The organism is Corynebacterium sp. HMSC29G08, assembly GCF_001806875.1.
Lineage (GTDB): Bacteria > Actinomycetota > Actinomycetes > Mycobacteriales > Mycobacteriaceae > Corynebacterium.
In genome coordinates this window covers 71442-93622 of sequence record NZ_KV786211.1, presented here as the reverse complement: position 1 = coordinate 93622, position 22181 = coordinate 71442, and the positions used below count along the sequence as shown (strand labels likewise).

Annotated in this window: 20 protein-coding genes and 1 pseudogene; 1 reads left to right on the top strand and 20 read right to left on the bottom strand. The window is 58.7% G+C overall.

Annotated elements, in window-relative coordinates; translation table 11 throughout:
* A pseudogene (locus HMPREF3101_RS12350) lies at positions 1 to 209 on the top strand (alkane 1-monooxygenase); the annotation flags it as partial.
* Between the two features lie 228 nt (positions 210 to 437).
* On the opposite strand, the gene HMPREF3101_RS01565 reads toward HMPREF3101_RS12350, so the two are convergent.
* From HMPREF3101_RS01565 to HMPREF3101_RS01470, 20 genes are all read right to left on the bottom strand, one after another.
* Entirely contained in the window at positions 438 to 2465 is a 2028-nt protein-coding gene (locus tag HMPREF3101_RS01565; RefSeq protein ID WP_070462169.1) for a bifunctional metallophosphatase/5'-nucleotidase, read from the bottom strand.
* Between the two features lie 204 nt (positions 2466 to 2669).
* On the bottom strand, positions 2670 to 4949 hold the full coding sequence (locus tag HMPREF3101_RS01560; RefSeq protein ID WP_070462168.1) for a RelA/SpoT family protein: 2280 nt from the start codon (positions 4947 to 4949) through the stop codon (positions 2670 to 2672).
* 50 nt (positions 4950 to 4999) lie between these two features.
* A complete protein-coding gene (locus HMPREF3101_RS01555) occupies positions 5000 to 5554 on the bottom strand; it encodes an adenine phosphoribosyltransferase (RefSeq protein WP_070462167.1) in 555 nt (184 codons plus the stop codon).
* A gap of 18 nt (positions 5555 to 5572) precedes the next feature.
* Positions 5573 to 7171 (bottom strand): ABC transporter substrate-binding protein, encoded by a 1599-nt coding sequence (locus HMPREF3101_RS01550; RefSeq protein WP_070462166.1) that lies wholly within the window; start codon positions 7169 to 7171, stop codon positions 5573 to 5575.
* A gap of 44 nt (positions 7172 to 7215) precedes the next feature.
* Positions 7216 to 8379, bottom strand: coding sequence for a protein translocase subunit SecF (secF, locus tag HMPREF3101_RS01545; RefSeq protein WP_070462165.1), 1164 nt, complete (start codon positions 8377 to 8379; stop codon positions 7216 to 7218).
* A gap of 2 nt (positions 8380 to 8381) precedes the next feature.
* Positions 8382 to 10181: a protein translocase subunit SecD gene (gene secD / locus HMPREF3101_RS01540; RefSeq protein WP_083280020.1), complete on the bottom strand. Its 1800-nt coding sequence runs from the start codon at positions 10179 to 10181 to the stop codon at positions 8382 to 8384.
* A gap of 112 nt (positions 10182 to 10293) precedes the next feature.
* Positions 10294 to 10575 (bottom strand): preprotein translocase subunit YajC, encoded by a 282-nt coding sequence (gene yajC, locus HMPREF3101_RS01535; protein ID WP_246816600.1) that lies wholly within the window; start codon positions 10573 to 10575, stop codon positions 10294 to 10296.
* Between the two features lie 54 nt (positions 10576 to 10629).
* Positions 10630 to 11640 (bottom strand): Holliday junction branch migration DNA helicase RuvB, encoded by a 1011-nt coding sequence (ruvB, locus tag HMPREF3101_RS01530; RefSeq protein WP_371327061.1) that lies wholly within the window; start codon positions 11638 to 11640, stop codon positions 10630 to 10632.
* 88 nt (positions 11641 to 11728) lie between these two features.
* Positions 11729 to 12343: a Holliday junction branch migration protein RuvA gene (gene ruvA, locus HMPREF3101_RS01525; RefSeq protein ID WP_070462161.1), complete on the bottom strand. Its 615-nt coding sequence runs from the start codon at positions 12341 to 12343 to the stop codon at positions 11729 to 11731.
* Positions 12340 to 12852, bottom strand: coding sequence for a crossover junction endodeoxyribonuclease RuvC (ruvC, locus tag HMPREF3101_RS01520; RefSeq protein WP_083280039.1), 513 nt, complete (start codon positions 12850 to 12852; stop codon positions 12340 to 12342). The genes ruvA and ruvC overlap by 4 nt, the downstream gene beginning before the upstream one ends.
* 26 nt (positions 12853 to 12878) lie before the next feature.
* Positions 12879 to 13184, bottom strand: a complete 306-nt coding sequence (locus tag HMPREF3101_RS01515) for a hypothetical protein (protein ID WP_070462159.1) — start codon at positions 13182 to 13184, stop codon at positions 12879 to 12881.
* Between the two features lie 281 nt (positions 13185 to 13465).
* Positions 13466 to 14218 carry a YebC/PmpR family DNA-binding transcriptional regulator gene (locus HMPREF3101_RS01510; RefSeq protein ID WP_070462158.1) on the bottom strand — a complete coding sequence of 251 codons (753 nt, stop codon included), beginning with the start codon at positions 14216 to 14218 and terminating at the stop codon, positions 13466 to 13468.
* 117 nt (positions 14219 to 14335) lie between these two features.
* Positions 14336 to 15196 carry an acyl-CoA thioesterase gene (locus tag HMPREF3101_RS01505; protein WP_070462157.1) on the bottom strand — a complete coding sequence of 287 codons (861 nt, stop codon included), beginning with the start codon at positions 15194 to 15196 and terminating at the stop codon, positions 14336 to 14338.
* 11 nt (positions 15197 to 15207) lie between these two features.
* Positions 15208 to 15654 (bottom strand): hypothetical protein, encoded by a 447-nt coding sequence (locus tag HMPREF3101_RS01500; protein WP_070462156.1) that lies wholly within the window; start codon positions 15652 to 15654, stop codon positions 15208 to 15210.
* On the bottom strand, positions 15651 to 16754 hold the full coding sequence (locus HMPREF3101_RS01495) for a glycosyltransferase family 4 protein (RefSeq protein ID WP_070462155.1): 1104 nt from the start codon (positions 16752 to 16754) through the stop codon (positions 15651 to 15653). Before HMPREF3101_RS01495 ends, HMPREF3101_RS01500 begins: the two co-directional genes overlap by 4 nt.
* Positions 16755 to 16756: 2 nt before the next feature.
* Positions 16757 to 17662, bottom strand: a complete 906-nt coding sequence (locus HMPREF3101_RS01490) for a phosphatidylinositol mannoside acyltransferase (RefSeq protein ID WP_070462154.1) — start codon at positions 17660 to 17662, stop codon at positions 16757 to 16759.
* Between the two features lie 7 nt (positions 17663 to 17669).
* Positions 17670 to 18305: a phosphatidylinositol phosphate synthase gene (pgsA, locus tag HMPREF3101_RS01485; RefSeq protein ID WP_070462153.1), complete on the bottom strand. Its 636-nt coding sequence runs from the start codon at positions 18303 to 18305 to the stop codon at positions 17670 to 17672.
* Positions 18298 to 18915, bottom strand: a complete 618-nt coding sequence (locus HMPREF3101_RS01480; protein WP_070462152.1) for an ATP adenylyltransferase — start codon at positions 18913 to 18915, stop codon at positions 18298 to 18300. Before HMPREF3101_RS01480 ends, pgsA begins: the two co-directional genes overlap by 8 nt.
* Entirely contained in the window at positions 18896 to 20962 is a 2067-nt protein-coding gene (thrS, locus tag HMPREF3101_RS01475; RefSeq protein WP_070462151.1) for a threonine--tRNA ligase, read from the bottom strand. The genes HMPREF3101_RS01480 and thrS overlap by 20 nt, the downstream gene beginning before the upstream one ends.
* Positions 20963 to 21050: 88 nt before the next feature.
* Positions 21051 to 22175 (bottom strand): Dyp-type peroxidase, encoded by a 1125-nt coding sequence (locus HMPREF3101_RS01470; protein ID WP_070462344.1) that lies wholly within the window; start codon positions 22173 to 22175, stop codon positions 21051 to 21053.
* Positions 22176 to 22181: the final 6 nt, after the last annotated feature.

Sequence of the window (22181 nt, the reverse complement as noted above, 5' to 3'; positions counted from 1 at the left end):
CCTACGCCGCCGAGCCGGACAAGCTCATTGAGCAGCTCAAGGCCGACCCTGCGGTCATGGCCGCCGACACGCTGCTCATTACCATCCCCACCGGGATGGGTGTGGACGTCAACGTGAAGATCTTGGAAAACTTCGCCATCCACGTCGCTCCCGCGCTGGGCTGGCAGCCGAATAGCGAAGGCCCAGTCACCGGCTATCCCATCGACTAAGTCCTTCCGGTCGCCCCACTTGACCTGCCTGCGCGATTGTGGCAACGTTGCCGCCGAAGCGCATCGCTCGCCTAGGGTGATGGTTCTTGCGGTCCTAGTTGCGGGGTTCGAGCGGAGACGCTTTTTCTCCCGTAACCCGCTTTGCAGGCACGGCACAATGCGAAACCGCCACCTCATTACGAGGCGGCGGTGGGGTTCCCAGGGGACTAGCCCAGGATTAGCCCAGGATTAGCCCAAGTAAGCCAGTGGGCCGAGGATCTGGTGGATCGGGAATGCGAACGCCAACGCCAGCAGGCTAAGGACACCTACCAGGATGCCCACGATCGGGCCAGCGCCCAGGCTGGAGCCTTCAGGCTGCTCAGGTGCAGCCGGACGCTCCACACCATCAACAATGTTCTGCGGGACAGTGATTTCGGTACCTGCGTCGGTGGTAATCACCAGTGGCTCGTCCTTGTAGGTCTCTGCTGGCAGGTCAATGGTCACGGTTGCGCGGCCCTGCTCACCCAGGCCCTTGTCTGCCTCAGTAACCGAGTTGTCCACCTCTGCGGTCACTTCGGTCTTGCCAACCTTCACGGTCACGGTCTTCGCCTGCGGCTCGCCTTCAGAGGAGTAGCTCAGGGAGCTCAGCGTAATGGTGTTTGCCTGACCGGCCTTCAGGCCACCCTCCGGCAGCACAACGCCAACGTCCTTCTGGCCGGCACGAACCTTTGCCTCGCCGGTCTTCAGGTAGTCCACAAACGCCTCAAGGTCGTTGTAGCCAACCGTGTTTCGGTTGGTCACCTTCTTGGGATCAATGAAGGAGTCGCCGCCATCAAACAGGAAGGAGGACGCTGCTATGCGGTACTCCTTGTCCATCTCCATCGCCTTGCCGTCAATGGTGATGTTGGTGATCTTCTCACCGCGCTGGGCGTCCGGGTTGTAGGTGTAGGACACGTTGTCGGACAGGCCCATGTCCAGCCGCGGACGACCAGACTTCGTCGCATCTTCTGCAGTCTGCCACTGGTTCTCCAGGGCTTCCTTGATAGCAGCGCCAGTCATGGTAGCTACGTCGATGCTGTTGCCAAACGGCTGGATGCCGAATGCAGTCTGGTAGGTGACATCGCCTTTGAGCAAGTCTCCGCGCACACCACCGGCGTTCATAACGCCAAGGTCAAGGTCTTCGCCCAGGAACTTCTCCAGCGCTACAAGAGCGGACTGGGCAAGCATGTTGTTCGCGGTGGACTCAGTGCCACGGTTGGAGCCCGGTTCGGCGCCAGGGTTGGAACCGCGCTTAAAGTCGCCGTCGACCGTAGCCACAACCTCCTTGCCAAGCTCCTCGGACTTCTCCTTCGCCTGAGCAACAATCACGGCAACGGACTCATCCGGGGTGACGTTCAGGGTTTCCAGGTCCTCAAACTTGTACTGCTTTGCGTCCAGCTCCACAATCTTGCCGGTGGCCTTGTCATAGGTGAAGTCAAGATCGGTCACCATCTTGCCGTACTCGTGGGACTGCGCATACGGGACGTCAGCGTCAAGGTTCAGGTCCTTGATGTGGGAGTCACCACCAAAGACGAAGTCCACGTAGTTCTTATCCAGCTTCTCGGATGCTTCCTTAGCTGGGTCGTGGATCAGGGCGATGACAACATCTGCCTCGCCGGCATCTTTGATCTTCTTTGCTTCCTCATTGACCTGCAGCGCCGAGTCCTTGATCTCAAGGCCCTTGACATTTGCCGGGTTCGACTTAGCAACAGTCAGGTTCGATGTAGTACCCACCAGCGCCACCTTCACACCGTCGCGCTCCACGATGGTGTACGGCTTCACCTCACGGGTGCCGTCCTCCTTGAAAATGTTGGCGCCCAGCTGCTTGTTGTTGGTACCCGGGATGATGCGCTCGATGAGGTCCTTGTAGCCCTTATCAAACTCATGGTTGCCAACTGCAATGCCGTCGGTGCCAAGCGCGTTGACAAACTCCATCGTGTACTCGTCATCCGAAATCGCAGAGATGAACGCGGAACCGCCCTGGTTGTCGCCAGAATTGGTCACGATCGCGTTCGGGTTCTGGGAGCGGATGTAGTTGATGATGCCCGCAATGTTGGCGGCACCCATCTCCCCGTTGCGAGCATTCGCTTCCAAGCGGCCGTGGAAGTCGGTGATGTTGGCAACGCGGATCTTGACCTGATCGGTCTCAGCGGCGCCTGCGAACGGTGCGACGGTGATGACAAGGGCGGTGGTTGTGGTGGCAGCGACCAGCTGGCCAGCACGACGAAGGGAAAACATGCATGAGCTCCTTGAGAAAACATGAGGAAAGTTCAGTCATGTTTGTAGCCCGTTGCCATGGTTTACGCAGGATTGGCAGAGAGCTCACATGTGTGCGAGCTGGGCTTTAAACCCGAGCTTCGCTAAAAGTTCATGTCGTGGTAACCCGCGTGCTGCCTACACGCAACCGAAATAGTCCCCCAACGTAGCACCCCAAAAAGGGTGCTACGCGGTGACACGGTAGATGTCGAAAACACCCTCAACGTTGCGGATCTGGTTCATGATCGCGCCGAGCTGCTTCGTGTCCGAAACCTCAACGGTGAGCCTGACGTTAGCAATCCGGTCGTCGCTGACATGCGAGGACAACGCGCTAATGGGCAGCTTCTGCTCCGCCAATACACCGGTGAGCTCAGTGAGTAGGCCGTTGCGGTCCAAGGCTTCCACCTGGAACGTGGCAATGGATGCACTTCCGCTGCCGGTGGTGTTGGACCACGCTACGTCAATAAGCCTCTCAGGCTCATCCTTCAACTTGGTGGCATTGGTGCAATCAGCACGGTGGACCGAGACTCCCCCGCCACGGGTGACAAAGCCGAAGATCTCATCACCCGGTACCGGCTGGCAGCACTTCGCCAACTTGGCCATCACATCCGGCTGGCCCTGGACCAGAATGCCGGGGCCGTCAGCACGCGACGCACGCGAGATAATCTCAGCGATTGGCGCGCGCGACGCCAACGCGTCCACCGCGTCGTCCTCGCTGCCATACATGGCAACAAGTGCCTTCGACACATGCTGCGCCGAAACATTGCCCGCACCAATAGCGGTATACAACGCGTCCACATCCGCGTAGTGGAGCTGTGTTGCTACACGACGCATCCCCTCTGCCGTAAACAACTTATGCATCGGCAGGCCACCACGCTGCACCTCAGCAGCCAACGCATCACGGCCAGCCTCAAGGTGTTCTTCGCGACGCTCCTTGGCAAACCACTGGCGGATCTTCGCCTTCGCACGAGGCGAGACCACAAAGTTCTGCCAATCGCGCGAAGGGCCCGCGTTTTGGTCCTTCGAGGTGAAAATCTCAACCCTGTCGCCAGATTTGAGCTCACTTTCCAGCGCCACCAGCTTGCCGTTGACCTTGGCGCCGATACAGCGGTGGCCAACTTCTGTGTGCACGGTATAGGCGAAATCCACAGGTGTGGAGCCCGCAGGCAGGTTCACCACATCGCCCTTCGGCGTGAAGGCGAAAATCTGCTGGCTGGTCAGGTCATAGCGCAGGGAGTCCAAGAACTCGTTTGGATCGGCGGCTTCTTTCTGCCAATCCAGAAGCTGGCGCATCCAGGCCATCTGGTCAACTTCTTCTTGGTTGCCCTTATGGGAACCCTTCGTCTCCTTGTAGCGCCAGTGTGCCGCCACACCGAATTCGGCGTTATAGTGCATCTCATGCGTACGAACCTGCACCTCAAGGGGGCGGCCCGTATCCGTCATCACCGTGGTATGCAGCGATTGGTACACGCCGAAGCGCGGGTTTGAAATGTAGTCCTTAAAACGCCCCGGCATCGCCGAGTACAGCGCATGGACAACACCGACCGCGGCGTAGCAGTCATGGACGGAATCCACGAGGACCCGGATGCCCAACAGATCAAAAATTTCGTTGAACTCATGGCCGCGCACCACCATCTTCTGGTAGATGGACCAGTAGTGTTTCGGCCGGCCCATCACCTCAGCTTCAATGCCGTTTTCACGCAGCTCAGCCTGCAGCGCCCGTGTGATCTCCCCCAGTGCCCTGTCTCGCGATGGTGCGCGGTCCGCCACAAGGCGGACAATCTCCTCGTATTTTTTCGGGTACAAGATGGCAAACGCTAGATCTTCCAGCTCCCACTTCACGCTGGCCATGCCCAGACGATGCGCCAACGGTGCGATGACATCCAGCGTTTCGCGGGCTTTCTTCGCCTGCTTCTCCGGAGGCAAAAAACGCATGGTTCGCATGTTGTGTAGGCGGTCGCCAACCTTGATCACAAGGACACGGGGGTCTTCCGCCATGGCCACGATCATCTTGCGGATTGTCTCCGCCTCGGCGGCGGCGCCTAAAGCCACCTTATCCAGTTTGGTTACACCGTTGACTAGGCGGGCTACCTCTGGACCGAAATCATTGGACAGCTCTTCCAGGCTGTAGTCGGTGTCCTCCACCGTGTCGTGCAACAGTGCGGCAACGATGGTTGTGGTGTCCATCCCCAACTCACCGCAGATCGTGGCAACTGCCAGTGGGTGGGTAATGTACGGGTCTCCTGATTTCCGGTACACACCTTCGTGGAGACGCTCCGCTGTCTCATACGCACGGCTAAGCAGCTCGATGTCTGCCTTCGGGTGGTAACGGCGATGAATAGATAAAAGCGGATCCAACACCGGGTTGACCTTCGGCTTACCGCCACCGGTCAGCGAGCGAGCAAGGCGAGCTGAAACGCTACGCACACTCGGCGTCTGCCGCTTCACTGGTTTCTCATGCGTCACCGGCTCAACCTCCGATCAGGATCTCTACCGAAACCACTAGCCTAAGACCACTAACCTAGGACAACTAACTCGGCGTCACCGAGTTTTTCACGTCCGCCAAGTCCTTGAACCTCAAGCAATACCACGTAGCCGACGACCTCGGCCCCGACTTGTTCAAGCAGATCGCGTGCAGCGACAAGCGTTCCGCCGGTAGCAAGCACATCATCTACAAGCACAACTTTCTTGCCTGCAAGATCAACACCATCGGCCGGAATTTCCAGTGCAGCAGTGGAGTATTCCGTGGTGTATTCCTGCGTCACCACCGGAGGCGGCAGCTTGCCCCTCTTGCGGATAGCCAATATTCCCAGGCCCATCTCATAGGCAACGGCAGAGCCGAGCAGGAAGCCGCGGGCATCAAGACCGCCAATCAGATCTGCGCCAAGATCCTTGCTTGCTTGAACTAGGTCGTTGACTACAGCGCGCAGCGCTTCGGCGTCAGCCAGCACCGGTGTGAGATCTTCAAACAAGACCCCTTCTTCGGGAAAATCAGGCACACGACGGATCTTGTCCGCCAACGCCTCTTTAGCTGACTGGTAGCAAGTGTCAGAAGACTTCACAGTAGACATCTCAGTATTCGTGTCCTTTTAAGAATGAGAGGGGCCATGCTGCCATCGGTTCATGTTCCAACCAATGCCAGACAGTCCCGTGTACGGCACTACGTTACCCACGTTGCGGTCAATGGCGAACGTCACGGGTTGTGCAGTGAGAGGTAAAGCGGGCAAATCGTTCCACAAGAACCCTTCCTGCGCACGAAGCACACTCAAGTTCTCAGGCCTGTTCAGCGCTGCCGGGTACGCCGACATGGGGTCTACGGCAAACAGCAAAGCATCGGTTTGGCCTTCAAGTTCTACCGACTCTGCCGCCTCGTTGATGTAAATGCGTGGAAGATCTGCAAGGGTCTTGCCTTCCCCAGTCACATCAACAATTCGTACTCCAGCCGGCTCACAAGTTTTGGCCATTGAGGCAATCATTGCCGCGTAGCGTTCACTGGGATACGGCGCAGCCACACGCAACTCCATTCCGGAAGCCTCCCGCGTAGCATCAATGTCCACGTCCAGGTTGGGTTGGGCAACGTCATCGACCCGGGAGGCCAACGGGTCGTCATTTTTCAGCACGTGCAGCGGCGCGAGCGACACCTGGCTGCCTACAGCGTCAGATGCTGCCTTGGCCACTGAGCGCGGGTCGATACAACGCGAGACAGCCTGGCGCTTCGCCTCATCACTCCACGGACCAATCTCAGGAAACGCCAGCATGTCCGTCAGCTCACCGGAACGCGTGGACACAACCAGTCGGTTGCCTTCGGCGTTCGGGTCGTACCAGGTTGGTGTGGCATCCCTGAGCTCGCCGACCAGCAGGGTGCCGTCAAGCGCCAACTCCTCTGAGTCATAGGAGCCCGGGTAAACCGTCAGCTCCGGTTCTACTGGCGCATCGCCGTAGAAAAACTCATTAGCAACCAAGTCCACTTCGCCGTGCTCACCTACACCACCGATCTTGTAAGGCCCGAAGGAGACCTGCAGCTGCGGATCAAACACATCGAGATCGAAGCCGCGGTGCCACACGTCTGCTATCGGACGAAGCACTGCAGGGTCTTCGGCACGCAAATTCTGGTTCAACTGCTCTAGGCTCATCCCCAGCTTGGCGGCAACCGCGTGCGCAGGCAACACAGTGCCGGCTTCGAAGAGCCCGCGCCAGCGCGCACCCCTGCCCTCTTTGAACACCACCGTGAATTCTTTGGAGTCCGGGGTGCACTGAAGGTCCGCGGCGTCGTCGAAAAGCGGCATGCTCGAGCCGAACACCTTCGGGTTAATACCAGCCGTAAACGCCAGCAAGTAATCGGAGCACGTCACCGGGGTACCGTCGGAAAACACTGCTCTCTGGGACAACGTGTACTTCACACGACGCTCAGGTCCCGGAATCTCCTGAGTTTTCACCAGATCCGTATTCGGAATCATCTGGCCGTTAGGGCCTGGGACATACACCCCCGGATACAGACTGCCGGAGAGCACATGGGCCTGCAGCGAACGGCCTTCCAACGAACCAGCGTTGGTGGTGCGAAGGTCAGAAGCAACCTGGTAACCAAAACGTTCGCCTACAGCACCGTTTTCGCCAGCAGAGCAGGCAACTGCGCCAAGTACGCTGACGCACGCTGCCAACACCCCCACCATGCGCTTAATACGCCGCATGCGTAAAGCCTCCTTCAAGCAACTACGCGAAACCAATTGCGCGGCTAACGCACATTAGGCCTCCACGTGGTGGAACCGCTGCCGGTTTCACCTGGGTAAACAGCGTCAGTTGCTTCCTGGTGCGCCACTGGTGCGGTGACCGTGCGCTTCGGCGCCGCGACACCCTCATCTGCTTCGTCGATCTCACCACTGCGATAGCGGGCAACCTCTTCATTGTGGTCGCGGTAGCGCTTCTGGCGCTCTACAAGCGAAACCAGAAGCGGCGTTGCCAAGAACAGCGAGGAGAAAATACCCTCAATCACGCCAATAAGCTGGATCAATGCGAGGTCTTTAAGCGTTCCCACACCGAGCATCCACACGGCAACCACCATCAAGGCCACAATCGGCAGGGCTGAAATCACCGAGGTGGAGATAGAACGCATCACCGTCTGGTTCAGCGCCAGGTTTGCTTCCTCCGCGTACGTGGAACGACGCGAGCCAAGCACACCAGCGGTATTTTCCTTCACCTTGTCAAACACGATAACCGTGTCATAGATGGAGAAGGTCAGCACAGTCAGAAGACCGATGATCATCGCTGGCGTGACCTCTAGGCCGAACAAAGCGTAGATGCCCATGATCACAATGCCGTCCACAATCAGCGCAAGCATCGCTGCTAACGCCATTTCACGCTGCAGGCGAAGGGCAACGTAGGCTGCTGCGGCAACGAGGAACACGCCCATTGCCAGCAGCATGCGCTTGGTAATCGTGTCACCCCAAGACTCAGACACCGTTGAATCACCGATAGCGTCTGCGGTGGCTTCGCCCTCCGCGTTCTTCGGCTGGTGTACTTCGTAGATCGCTTGACGCGCAGCGTCGATCTGGTCCTGTGTCAAGTGCTGAGAGTTGATCTCCAGGGTGCGTGCATCACCTGCACCCACGATCTGAGTGAGCTCTGGTGTCACACCGGTTGCCTCAACGAAGGTATCTTCCACCTGCTCAGCAACCAGGTCACCGGCAGGCATGGACATCTTCGTGCCACCCTCAAAGTCGATGCCTAGGTTGAAGCCGCGGCCCAGCATCGCCACAACAGAGATTGCAAGGAACGCAAGCGTAAACGCGTACCAAATCTTGCGACGGCCTACGAAGTCAATCGCGCCCTCACGGGTGTAAATGCGCTCAAAACGCCCGCCGACATTTTCCGTTGTTTCCACGGGAGCGGTATTGGACATCTCTATGCCTCCTCGGTTTCTACGTGGGCAACAGGGCGGGATTCTTGCGCAGCAGCCTCAAGCGCCGCAGCGTCGGCCCTCGCCTGGGAAACTGCGCGGTTGTGCTGCCCCACTGCAAATGCCTTACTCATACCATTGACTGCGGGCTTGGACCAGAAGCTGTTTCGCGACGCCAAAATCAACAGCGGCGCAGTAATCAGGAAAGTGACCAACAGGTCAAACACGGTTGTCAGACCCATGGTGAAGGCGAAGCCCTTCACATCACCGACGGCCAGCATGTAAATAATCACCGCACCGATCAAGGTCACCATGTTGCCGGTGACGATGGTTTCCTTCGCACGCTCCCAACCAGATGCGGTTGCGGAACGGAAAGTCTTGCCCTTACGCACTTCGTCCTTAATCCTCTCGTAGATGACTACGAAGGAGTCTGCGGTGGTACCGATACCAATGACCAGGCCAGCAATACCGGACAGATCCAAGGAGTAGCCGATCCATCGGCCAAGCAACACCAGTGCGCCGTAAACCAGCACACCTGCTGCTGCAAGGGTGAACAGCGAGATCAGACCAAACAGGCGGTAGTAGGCGAACACAAACAGTGCGACCAGCAAAATGCCAACGAGGCCAGCGTAGATACCTGCCTGCAAGGAGGCCAGGCCAAGTGACGGCGGCACCGTCATGGCGGTACCACCCGGCTCGCCGTTCTCACCCGCAAACGACAGCGGCAGCGCACCGTAGCGCAGATTGTTTGCCAGACTGTCCGCCTCTTCCTGGGTGAACTGGCCGGTAATGGACGTTGCCGAGCCCACCGGGGTGGAACCCTGAATTACAGGCGCGGAGATGATTTGGGAATCCAGTGTGATGGCGATCTGCTGACCGATCATCGCACTAGTCAGCTGTGCCCAGGTCTGGGAGCCATTGAATTGGCCTTCCTGGCTAAACGCAAAGTTAATCTCCATCTGACCGGTCTGAATGTTCGGACCACCCGTGATCTGGCGACCAGTATCAATCTGCTCACCAGTCAGACGCGGTCCTGCAGGGTCGGTGACGCCGGCGAGCAACGGCACCTCGTCCAAAAGCAGAACCTGCCCACGCGAGGGGTCACACGCAACAAGCGGCAAGGTCTCATCGTCAGAGCCTGCCAACGGGTCAACGGTCTGCAGCAAGCAGCTGCCCTGCAAAAGCGTCATCGCAGCAAACTGCTGAGTGGGATTAGTGGACTGGCGGGTCGCACGCAACGCTTCAGCAACTTCCTGCCTGCGCTGAGATGCCTCAACCGGACCGTTCGGCTCCGGCAACGGCGTTGCCTCAAGCTGTGGAGCTTCAGCAGCTTCCTCTTCCCCCTCTGTCTGTGGGGCAAACACCTGGTTGATCGCCAGCTGAGCTTGCTCCTTAGGCATCACGCCAAGCTCTACCCAGGTCTTGGCCGTATCAAGCATCGTTTGTTCAACACTGGCCGGATCCGCGGTTGGATTCTCCAACACAGGTCGGAACAGCAATTGAGAAGTCTGGCCGATGTTTCGCACCTGCGACGTGTCATCACCGGCTGCAGTAATCACCAGCGTGTTGCCGTCCACGACAACGCTGGCGCCGGAGACACCCATACCGTTGACGCGGTTTTCAAGAATATTGCGGGCATCTTCAAGCTGCTCGCGCGTCGGCTCGGCCCCCTGAGGGACCAAGGTGACACGGGTGCCGCCCTGTAGGTCAATGCCCAATTTTGGCGAAGCGGACCTATCACCGGTAAAAAACACCAGCGAGTATACGCCAATGACTACGAGCGCGAACAGCGCAATGGCACGCATTGGCCATCGCCGCGTCGAGTCGTGAGATCGCCGAGCGCTGTTTGACACGTGGAATTCTCCTCTTTTACATCCTCAAAGTTTCGCTAACCGCTAACGAGACACCGGCAACATGCTACGGCATGACCTCCGGAGCCTTCTTCATTACTCCTGCCAGCTCCATGGTCACTACAACACCCGGTGCGATTTCCACATCAATCGCGCCCTGCTCCTGGCTCTGCTCGCCTACTGCCACGACGGTGCCGTGTACGCCTGCCACGCTCACAATGCGATCACCCGGAACTAGCGAAGCACGCATCGCTTCTACTTCACGAGCCCTCCTGCGCTGCGAGCGCATCATGAGCAGCGACGGCAAGAGGAAAAGGCCAAGGATAAGAAGAAGGGGCAATAGTTCCATGCCGCCTATCTTCGTTGTTTAGCCTTGTACAAATCAAACTAAGGCAAAATTAATCTAGTACAACTCAAGCTGTCCCGGCGCCTCCGGCGGCGGCGTCATGCCAAGGTGGTGCCACGCGCTTGCAGTTGCCACACGTCCGCGCCCAGTTCGTGCCATAAGGCCAGCGCGCACAAGGTAAGGCTCACAGACCTCCTCTACGGTGCCAGGTTCTTCGCCCACAGCAATCGCCAACGTGTTCACGCCAACCGGCCCGCCGCCATGGCCCCGGATCAAAGAATCCAACACAGCCCGGTCAAGGCGATCAAGTCCGCGCTCATCAACATCGAACACGTTGAGCGCCGCGCACGCAGCATCTAAGTCCACATGACCGTTGCCGTTGACATCCGCCCAGTCACGCACGCGGCGTAGTAAGCGGTTTGCAATACGTGGTGTGGCGCGGGAGCGCGACGCAATCTCCACCGCAGCGTCCTTATCAATGCTTACGCCCAAAATTGTTGCCGCACGCCTGACCACCCTGGTCAAGTCTTCAACGTCGTAGAACTCCATCTGCGCTGTGAACCCAAAGCGATCACGCAACGGCCCAGTCAGCATGCCCGCACGCGTGGTGGCACCAACCAAAGTAAACGGGGGAATTTCCAACGGAATAGATGTAGCTCCCGGTCCCTTGCCCACAATCACATCAATACGGAAATCCTCCATTGCCATGTAGAGCATTTCTTCCGCGGGACGGGCGATGCGGTGGATCTCATCAATAAACAACACGTCGCCCTCCATGAGGTTCGACAGCATCGCTGCGAGATCTCCTGCACGCTCAAGAGCCGGACCAGAAGTCATACGAAGCGAGGTTCCAAGCTCCTGGGCAATAATCATCGCCATCGTCGTCTTTCCCAGACCCGGCGGACCAGACAACAGAATATGGTCAGGTGTCACCCCACGACGCTTCGCACCAGCGAGCACAAGGTTCAGCTGCTCGCGGACCTTCGGCTGGCCAATGAATTCATCGAGCGACTTTGGGCGCAGCGTCTTTTCAACGTCATGCTCTTCCGGCTGCGCTTGCGATGCCACTGGAGAATCCTGCGATCGACCCGTACCTTCTCGGCGTGCAACGCTGTCCGGCAGTTGGAATTCAGTCTTTTCGATGTCCGACACAGCCCTACTTCTTTCCAAGCTGCGTCAACGCCGCGCGAAGCAGTGCACTTTGAGCGATCTCAGGCTGCTCCGCCTGCAACACCTCGACCACTGGGCGTGCGGACCTCTCGGCAAAGCCCAAACCAACAAGCGCCTCAACGACCTGCTCGGAAGCAAACGACGTGCCAACCGCACTACCAACAGCACTAGGTGCCTGATCCTGCGCCGGCGCGACGGCAAAACCTTCTAGCTTGTCCTTGAGTTCCAAAACCATGCGATCAGCCATCTTTTTGCCCACACCGGGGATAGTCTGCAGGGCCTTGGCATCACCAGCCGCGATGTGGCTGGCCAATTCACGCGGTTGAAAAACAGCAAGCGCGGCAAGCGCCAGCTTCGGGCCCAGTCCCGTCACTGTCTGCAGCTTGTGAAAAATCGTGCGCGCATCGGCATCGGCAAAACCGTATAGCGTCACGCCATCATCTTTCACAACCATTGAAGTCAGCACACGACGATTCTCTCCGCACTGGAGCCCCCCAAGCGTTGGCGGCGTAGCCAGGAAACGGTAGCCAACCCCGGAGCATTCAATTACCGCGTGGTCAAGCCCAATCGCAATAACCTCACCATTGAGGGAATCAATCATGCCGTAGACATCCTTTCAATTAGGGGCGCGCGCCAGCAGTGGCACACGGCAATGGCAAGCGCATCCGCTGCATCCGCAGGCTTCGGTGCCTCACTCAATCCCAAGATACGGGTGATCATGTTGGTCATCTGTTTCTTGTCCGCACGGCCATTGCCAGAAACAGCCTTTTTTACCTCTGAAGGCGTGTACTGATGCACTGGAATCCCCCGCTCTGCAGCGGCCAGCACAAGCACACCCACTGCGTGAGCAGTGTGCATTACGGTAGACACATTGCCGCGTTCAAAAACCCGTTCCATGGCAACAACATCTGGGCGGTAATCATCCATCCATTCCCCCACTGCTCGGGACAAGCGAAGCAAACGCTCCGCCAAATCCGCATCCGAAGGTGTGCGTGCAACCCCCACCGCTACTGGCAGTATCTGCCGACCGCGTCCGGCTTGGACCACGGACAGACCACAACGGGTCAGCCCGGGGTCAATGCCCATCACACGAAGCCCTTCAAGATTCACCACACGTATGTTCTACCACATGTGGATTAGACGTAGTCGATGTACGTAAAGCCATCCAGATCGTGTCGGTCGTGCTGGAAGTGAACGTAGTCCTTTTCACACTGCAGGATTTTGTACGCCACCGGCGCAGGCATTGTGAGGAAACGTGGCGATGCGTAATGTTCGGGGTTTTCATGCCCGCCCTCTTCACGCAGCTGCTTCGCCAACGCTGAAGACTTGGCCAGTTGCTCATACGATTCTGCGGCTATCTCATCACCACTATTTGGGTGGAACGCTACCGTGTTCATAGCCGCGAGGTATCGGCGTGTGCGCAGGGCGTCCCAAGAAGACATCGGGATTCACTGTCCCTAGCTCCGCGTGTACGGAATCATCTACCCCACCAGGCCAGCTGCGCTGCTGGTTACCAACCAAAGCTCCTGCATCGACCGGCGCGAAACAGGACCAGCTTCCTGTCGCGGCTCTGCGTCATCAGCATCGGCCGAATCATCGGCACCATCAGTGCCCGAGCCGGGCTCAGATTCCGCAATGCGTGTGAAAACCGGGCTTTACGGGCAGCAGCGCACCTGCGGCCAAAACGCACGCCGAGAGTACGACTGTCCCCCGCTTGTTCAGACTAATCCTCCAGCTGCTCAGCTACCTCGTCCGAGATGTTCATATTGGTGTAGACGTTTTGCACATCATCAGACTCTTCGAGCGCGTCGATGAGCTTCATCATCTTCTTTGCGCCCTCAAGATCCAGGTCAACCTCAACGTCAGCGCGGAACTCCTGCTCTGAATCCTCGACCTCAATGCCCTCAGCAGCTAGTGCCTCACGCACTGCCGGCAGGTCGGTCGGCTGGCAGGTGATCTCAAACAGCTCACCCAAGTCATTAACTTCCTCAGCGCCAGCGTCCAGGACGGCCATCAGCACATCGTCTTCAGTCAGCTCGCCCTTTTGGATGGTGACAATGCCGGTGCGCTCAAACATGTAGCCAACAGAACCGGACTCACCCAGGTTGCCGCCATTTTTGGTCATGGCGGTGCGCACCTCGGTTGCCGCACGGTTGCGGTTGTCCGTCAAGCACTCAATCAGCACGGCAACACCGTTGGTGCCGTAGCCCTCATACATCACAGTCTCATAGTTAGAGCCGCCAGCAATCTCGCCAGAACCACGCTTACGTGCGCGCTCGATGTTGTCGTTGGGCACGGAGGCCTTCTTGGCCTTGCGGATCATGTCATCCAGCGTCGGGTTCGCAGCCGGGTCGCCACCGCCCGTACGGGCTGCTACCTCAATGTCTTTAATCAGCTTCGCCCACAGCTTGGAACGCTTCGCGTCATTTGCTGCCTTCTTGTGCTTGGTAGTAGCCCACTTTGAATGGCCTGCCATCGCGCACCCCTTTTCGCTCGGAAGTTTTGTTTTCGGCATGCCAGTATACGCTGCAGCCAATTCTGACTAGCTACGGATCACCCGGCACTAAACACCGGCACTAATCACTGGCAGCGATTAGTTGCTGCGCATTGGGACCTGGGTTGCGCCGTCTCGAAGATTGCGTGCCAGGCCCTCTTGGACAATCAGCGCGACCAGGTTGCCGGCAGAATCAAAAATCTTGCCCTGCGTCAACGCTCTTCCACTGCCCGCCGATGGTGATGACTGCCGGTAAAGCAACCAATCATCAACCCGAACTGGGCGCAAGAACCACATGTTGTGGTCCAATGACGCCAACTGCACCTTCGCCTCCGGGTGCGCCTGCAAGGAGGTGTACAGCAGCGTCATGTCCGTCAGATACGTCAGTGCCTGGGCGTGAAAAACGTCGGTATCAGGCAGCGGGTGACGGTAACGAAACCACAGGCTCCGGCCGCTGACCGTGGTCGCATCTTGCGCGTTGTCTTCGAGAGGGACGTCGCGGATGTCCCACTCGTGGAACTCTTTTTCCGCGTCCGGCACCCCGCTCGGGATCTTCCCGCCAGGTGCGATCGTTTCTGGACATGGAACATCCGGCATTTTCTCTGCGTGCTCAGGACCTTCGTCCAAGCTGTGGTGGAAGCTTGCGCTCAACACAAAGCACAGCTTCTCGCCTTGGTAAGCCTGGACGGTGCGTAGGGCGTAGCTGCGGCCGTCGCGAAGCGGGAGTACCTCGTAGCGCACGGGCAAGTCAGCATCAGCAGGCCGCAGGAAGTAACTGTGCAACGAATGCACGTATTTGTCTTCCCCAATAGTTGCGCTTGCCGCTGCAAGCGCTTGGGCTGCGAGGTGTCCACCAAACATGCGAACAAATACCAAGGCATTCATCGCAGGGCCTTCAAACGTGGTTGGTCCAAGCTGCTTGAGTGTTAAGACTCGCTCTAACTCGCGGATGCTTTCCATGACAGGCAAGCCTACAGCGGCAGCGCAGCGTATTCCGGAAGCGCAGCCGTGCCGCCCAGACGCATCGTGCGTACCACAGGACGCAAGCGAAGAGCACGGGCATCAGCTACGGCATCGTTGTAAAAGCGCAGGGCAAGCAGGACGCGGGTATCTGCATCCTGTAGTTCCGTGCCCTCGCATCCGACAAGCCGCGGGCGTAGCGCCACTTCCGCATCCAGACGGCTGGCAAGGTCTTTCGCACTCATCCGAATCTCTTCGACAGCGTGGGCATCGGCGGCTAACTCTGGACACGTCACGGCAATCACGGCGCAGCGTCGATCCAGCGCTGCTTGCAGTGCCGCACGTGAGCGGTCCAAGCGAATGTGCAGCCGGTCCAACCGGCGCGCGGTGAAATAAGCCCACGCAGCAAATAGCGTGAGCAGAATCGCCACGACAACCCAAATCACGGTGGTGCTCACTTGGCTACCGTCACTTTCTGTCCTGTGGCAACCGTTTCGTACACGGTCAGTACTTGGCTGGCTACTCGCTCCCAGTCGTAGAGCGCTGCACGGCGTTTGCCAGCGCTGATGAGTGTGTTGCGGGTGCGTGGGTTGCCAATAAGTAGCTGGACCTGCCTCGCCAAGCCGTCGGCATCTCCGACAGGAAACAGCAGGCCAGCAGGCGTGTCGCTTTGTGCATCAACCACTGCAGCGAAGGCCTCAAGGTCACTGGCTACCACCGCACAGCCCGCCGCCATGGCCTCAACTAGGACAATGCCGAAGGACTCCCCGCCCGTGTTCGGTGCTACGTATATGTCGGCTCGCCCCAACACTTGGGCCTTTTCTTCCTCACTCACGCGGCCCAAAAACTCCACCCCTGGGTGTGAGCGCTCGGCCCCGCCACCCATCACCGTCACACGTACCGAGCCTTCAGAGCTTTGTAGCTTATCGACGCCCGCGAGCAACACCTCCAACCCCTTCCTCGGCTCATCCAGCCTGCCAAGAAAGACAATCTCAACATCATGCGACAAATTTGGCTCGCCGCAGTGCTCCGTGAAGCGTGAGGTATCTACACCGTTGGGAATCACAACCGGGTCTGTGCCTACCTGCTCCACCTGCCAACGCCGAGCCATCTCGGAAACAGCAATACCGCCGCTGATCTTCTCCAAGTTGGCACGAAGGACTGGCAGCGCAGCTTTCAGCGCCACCGAAGATACCGCCGACGCGTGGTAGGTAGCCACGATTGGGCCATCAGCGTAACGCAGCGCTGCCAGCGAAAAGCTCGTAGCATTCGGCTCGTGAACGTGCAGGACATCGAACTCACCCTGTTCAATGAATTGTCGGGTTACCCGTCGCATATGTGGGCCAAGCGAAAGCCTGGCAACAGAACCGTTATAGGGCACGGCGACAGCGGCACCGCCGCGGGTAACAAAGCTGGGCAGCTCGGTGTCCGCAGAGGCAGGACCGAGAACGCGCACCTCGTGGCCACGGACACGCAGTGCATGTGCCAGGTCCAACACGTGCGCCTGCACGCCACCAGGCTCATCAAAGGAGTAGGGACACACCATGCCAATGCGCATGTCTAGCTCCCCTCCCGTTTCCGTCTGCGTTCTTTATCCGCCGGCCACAGCGGCTGTAGCATGTGCCAATCCGCTGGATGGGTGGCGATGTTTACTGCGAAGCGGTCAGCGACGCGCTGGGTTGTCTCCTCAAGACTGTCCACGACAATCGGTGGGTCCACTTTCAACCCCCACCCGCCTTCGCCACGCACACCGTCGGTGAACCAGGAGTGGGCAACGAGAAGCTCTGCGTCCGTGTCCAGTGCCAGCTTTGCAGGCCCGACCGGAAACGTCGTCTCCTCACCGAAGAAGGACACCGGCACCCCGCGGCCAGAAAAATCACGCTCCCCCATCAAGCACACGATTCCGCCAGCTTCCAGCACTTCTTTAAGGCGCGTAAACGGAGCGACCGGTCCGCCCGTCAGTGGCACTACCTCGAAGCCTAAAGACTGGCGATACTCCACAAAGGCGTCAAACAAAACCTCAGGCTTGACGCGCTCAGCAACGGTGGTGAACGTACCGTAATTGCGAGTAAGAAATAGCCCCGCAAAGTCCCAGTTTCCGGAGTGCGGCAACGTCAGCACAACGCCTCTGCCTTTAGCCAGTGCTGCTTCCAGATGTTCGAGCCCCTCAACGCCTGCGCTGTAGCGATCTAGCAGCGCATCGTCTGCGGCAATGCGTGGCAGGCGAAACGCCTCCAGCCAGTAGCGGGCGTAGGAACGCATCGCGTCGCGGACAAGCGCACGTGTGACATGCTTCGGGCCCACCACGCGGCTGAGGTTGCGGCGAAGCTGTTCCATACCGCGGCCGTTAGCACTGACTCGGTCGGCGCCGAGGCGAAACAGCGGCCAGGTCACGCTCCGCGGCAGTGCCCCGACGAGGCGCCATCCAGCCAAATAGCCGTAGGCCACAAGATTCTCAGCCCCCATCTACATCTCACGCTCCCGGCGGTGGTGCAAGTGGAGCCCGCGCCCGCGGATCACGCGCAGCAATCTTCAGGCGCTGTACCACGGTGATCACGGATCCCACCAGTAGCAACCACACGGCAATCTCTACCGCGTGCGGTACCCCGAAACCTTCAAGACCCAAGCCAACCAGCGCTATAATCAGGCGCTCTGGCCGCTCCACCAGACCGCCGACTATGTTGATGCCGCCGGCCTCGGCACGTGCCTTGATGTAACTGATGGTTTGGCTTAGCACTAGCACCGCCAGACACGCTGCGACGTGTGCTGGGTGCGCGTGGTCCACGTAGATCAGCCACATAGCGATAGCGCCAAACAGTGCCCCGTCTGTAATACGATCACAGCTCGCATCCAATGTGGCGCCATAGGCGGTTCCCCCACCGCTGAGGCGCGCCATCGTACCGTCAACCATGTCAAAGGCCGAAAACAACCCGATGGCGATTGCCGCGGCCACCAAGTAGTCAGCAGGAATCAGCACTGCGGATAACGCCACTGCGACAACGGCGCCAACCACCGTGGTTGTATTCGCACTCACTCCGGCGTCCAACAGGGCTTTTGCTACCGGTTCCACAAAACGTCGTACCGGTTTGCGCCCATGCACACTAAGCATTGTCTGCCTCCGATTCGGGTGTGTCCGACAGGGTCGGTGAAGTCTGTGGGGTTGATGCGACTTCCGTCCAGCCGTCTGCAAGCAGCTGCCTGGTATCGCGCAGCAGCTGCGGCAACACTTTGGTGCCGCCAACGACAGTCATAAAGTTACTGTCTCCGGACCACCGCGGCACAACGTGTAGATGTAGGTGGTCACCAACCGAACCACCTGAAGCCTTCCCAAGGTTGAGCCCTACGTTGATCGCTTCAGGTCGTGACACATGCTTCAAAGTCCGCACTGCCAGCTTGGCAAACTCGCCAAGCTCTGCGGTTTCCTCGTCAGTCAGGTTTTCCAACTCCGCCACCTTGCGGTACGGAACCACCATCATGTGTCCAGAGTTGTACGGGTACAGGTTCAGCACCGCGTACACATGCTCACCGCGCGCCACAATCAGCCCATCTTCATCATCCATGTGCGGAATGTCCAAGAAAGGGTCAGAGCTTTTCTTGCTTGCCGACGCATGACGCGCAATATACGCCGACCTATACGGTGCCCAGAGGCGCACAAGGCGGTCCTCGTCGCCTGCGCCTTGGTCAACGTAAGGCGGGTTTTCAGCCGCGTCGCGCTGCAATTGCGGCCTCGTTCGGCTGATCGTTGATCTTCTCACCAACCCAAGCGGTGATCAGTTCCACGGCCTCTGCTACCGGTACGCCATTGATTTGGCTGCCGTCAAGGAAGCGGAAGCTCACCGCGTTCGCGTCCACATCACGCTCGCCTGCGAGCAGCATGAACGGCACCTTGCCGGTAGTGTGCGTACGGATCTTCTTCTGCATGCGGTCATCCGAGTGGTCCACTTCAGCGCGCAGGCCACGGGCACGAAGCTGGCTAACAACGCCCTCAAGGTGGTCCGCAAAAGAATCGGCAACCGGAATACCAACCACCTGGTGTGGAGCCAGCCACGCTGGGAAAGCACCAGCGTAGTGCTCTAGCAGTACGCCGAAGAAACGCTCGATGGAGCCAAACAGTGCGCGGTGGATCATCACCGGGCGCTTCTTGGACCCGTCAGAAGAGGTGTACTGCAGGTCAAAGCGCTCCGGCAGGTTGAAGTCCAGCTGGACGGTAGACATCTGCCACGTACGGCCAATGGCGTCGCGTGCCTGCACTGAAATCTTCGGTCCGTAGAACGCCGCACCGGCGGGATCCGGCACCAGCTCTAGGCCGGACTTCTCAGCCACGGACTGCAAGATGTTGGTGGAGCGCTCCCAGATCTCATCATCACCGATGTACTTCTCTGGGTCCTTGGTGGATAGTTCCAGGTAGAAGTCATCCAGGCCGTAGTCCTGCAGCAAGGAGATGATGAATTCCAGCACGCTGGTCAGCTCTTCTTCCAACTGCTCTTCGGTGCAGTAAATGTGTGCGTCGTCCTGGGTAAAGCCACGGGCACGGGTCAGCCCGTGCACCACGCCGGACTTCTCGTAGCGGTACACAGTGCCAAACTCAAACAGGCGCAGCGGTAGCTCACGGTAGGAACGGCCACGGGAGTCGAAGATGAGGTTGTGCATCGGGCAGTTCATCGGCTTGACGTAGTAGTCAACTGGCTGCTTGGTCACGTTGCCTTCATCATCTACCTCTCCGTCCAGTTTCATCGGCGGGAACATACCCTCGGCGTACCAATCCAGGTGGCCCGACTTCTTAAACAGATCCCCCTTGGTCACGTGCGGGGTGTTTACAAAGGAGTAGCCAGCAGCCACGTGGCGTTCGCGGGAGTGTTGCTCCATCACCATGCGCACAATGCCACCATCTGGGTGGAACACCGGCAGGCCGGAACCAACCTCATCTGGGAAAGAGAACAAGTCCATCTCATTGCCCAAGCGGCGGTGGTCACGCTTCTCCGCCTCCGCCAGCATGGTCAGGTACTCATCCAGTTTCTCAGTCGACTCCCAGGCCGTGCCGTAGATGCGCTGCAGACCAGCGTTGTTCTGATCACCACGCCAATATGCTGCCGAGGAGCGGGTTAGCGAAAACGCCGGGATGTACTTGGTGGTGGGAATGTGTGGGCCGCGGCACAGGTCAGACCACTCAACCTCACCCGTACGTGGGTTCAGGTTGTCGTAGTAGGTCAGCTCGCCAGCGCCTACCTCGGTGGCCTCGTCCGAGTCCGGGTCCACGTTGCCCTTGTCCTGGATCAGCTCAAGCTTGTAGGGCTCGGCTGCCAGACGTTCAGCGGCTTTCTCCTGGGAAGCAAACACGCCGCGGGAGAACTTCTGACCTTGTTTGATAATCTTTTTCATCCGACGCTCAAGCGTCTTCAGATCTTCAGGGGTAAACGGCTCGGCGACGTCGAAGTCGTAATAAAAGCCGTCGTTAATAGCGGGGCCAATGCCCAGTTTGGTGCCCGGGAACTCGGCCTGGACAGCCTGGGCAAGTACGTGCGCACAGGAGTGACGGATAACGGAGCGGCCCAACTCAGTATTGGCTGGCACCGGCGTAAACGTCGCGGTTTCCTCCGGCACGTAAGACAGGTCCTTAAGGTTGCCCTCTACATCCTGGACGACCACGATGGCCTGCTCACCCTTGTTCGGCAGGTTGAGCTCCCGCATTGCGGCACCAACAGGGGTGCCTGCGGGAACCTCAAACGGCTCAAACTCCAAGATCTGCGTTGCTGTTGCTTCTGCCATAGCCAGGTGCGCTCCTTTGCGCCTCAAGGGGAACGTCATACCTGGACGCGCCCCGTTTACAATGCGGTTTGCAATCCTACCCCGAAAGCTATGACAGAACCGACTGACCCCAGTAGGCGTTGTCTTCAGATTCCGGGTCAGTGCCCGGGGCTATCCAGTACACAGCCGAGCCAATCGCCGTCGTCCACTCGTTCAAACGGTCAATCTCATCTAGGCGCTGCTGCACCGGTGTGAACTGCACGTCCGGATCTTTCTGGAAGGCCACAAAGATCAAGCCGGCTTCTGGCGGCAGGTAGTAGTTGTACGGTCGGCGTTTGAACTTCTGCTCCGGGTGGTCCGCAGGTGCGGCTGCACGCGCCATGTGCGAGTTCGGGTCAATGACCCGTAGGCCAAAGTCATCGATTTTGTCGAAATCGGCTGGAGTGAATTCGTCGCCGCCGGTCAGTGGCGCGCCGTCGTCAAGCGTGCGGCCCACTGACTCCTCCCTTGAGACGCGGTCGAGCTTCTCCCAGTCATCCAGATCCATCTCAATGCGGCGGATCACCATGGACGTCGAGCCGTCCTCCGCAAAGACTTGTTCGGCATACTCCTGCTCCGAGTAAGGATTGACCGTGCCGTCGATCTGGCCAAAGAGGTTGCGCGGCGTCTGCCCTTTCGGAATGGCACCGTACGCATTAGCAAAACCTTGCTGCACCCAGCCAATCGCCACATAGTCCACACCCGCGCGAACCATGTGTCGCATCGCCCATGCGCACATCAACGGATCATCGGCGCAGATCTGCAGAACAATGTCGGTCTGCCCCCACTCCTCACGCAACTGATCGTGCTGCATGGCTGGGATTGGATGCAGCCAGCTCGGTTTCTTCTCCGGCGCGGCTAGATCGAAGATCCGCTCGCCAAAGCCCACCGTAAATGTCAGGTTTGCTGGCCACTCCAGCATTTCGGGCTCCAAGCTGCCCAAGGGGTTTCGGCCGGCGGCCATTTCGCGAGCATCCTCAGTCCACAGCCGCATGAGGTTGCGAACGCCTTTTGCCTCAACCCCCTCGCGCAGGTTGAAGCCAATCATGTTCAGCGAAGCCTGCGTCGGCGTTGAAATGCCTGCCTGATGTGGCCCGTCAAATGGAACTGTGGATGTTTTCAGAGGTTGTTCGTTCGGCTCAGAGTTACTGGGAACACCGGCAGGTGCATCAGTATCACCGCAGGAAGTAGCCATGCTTGT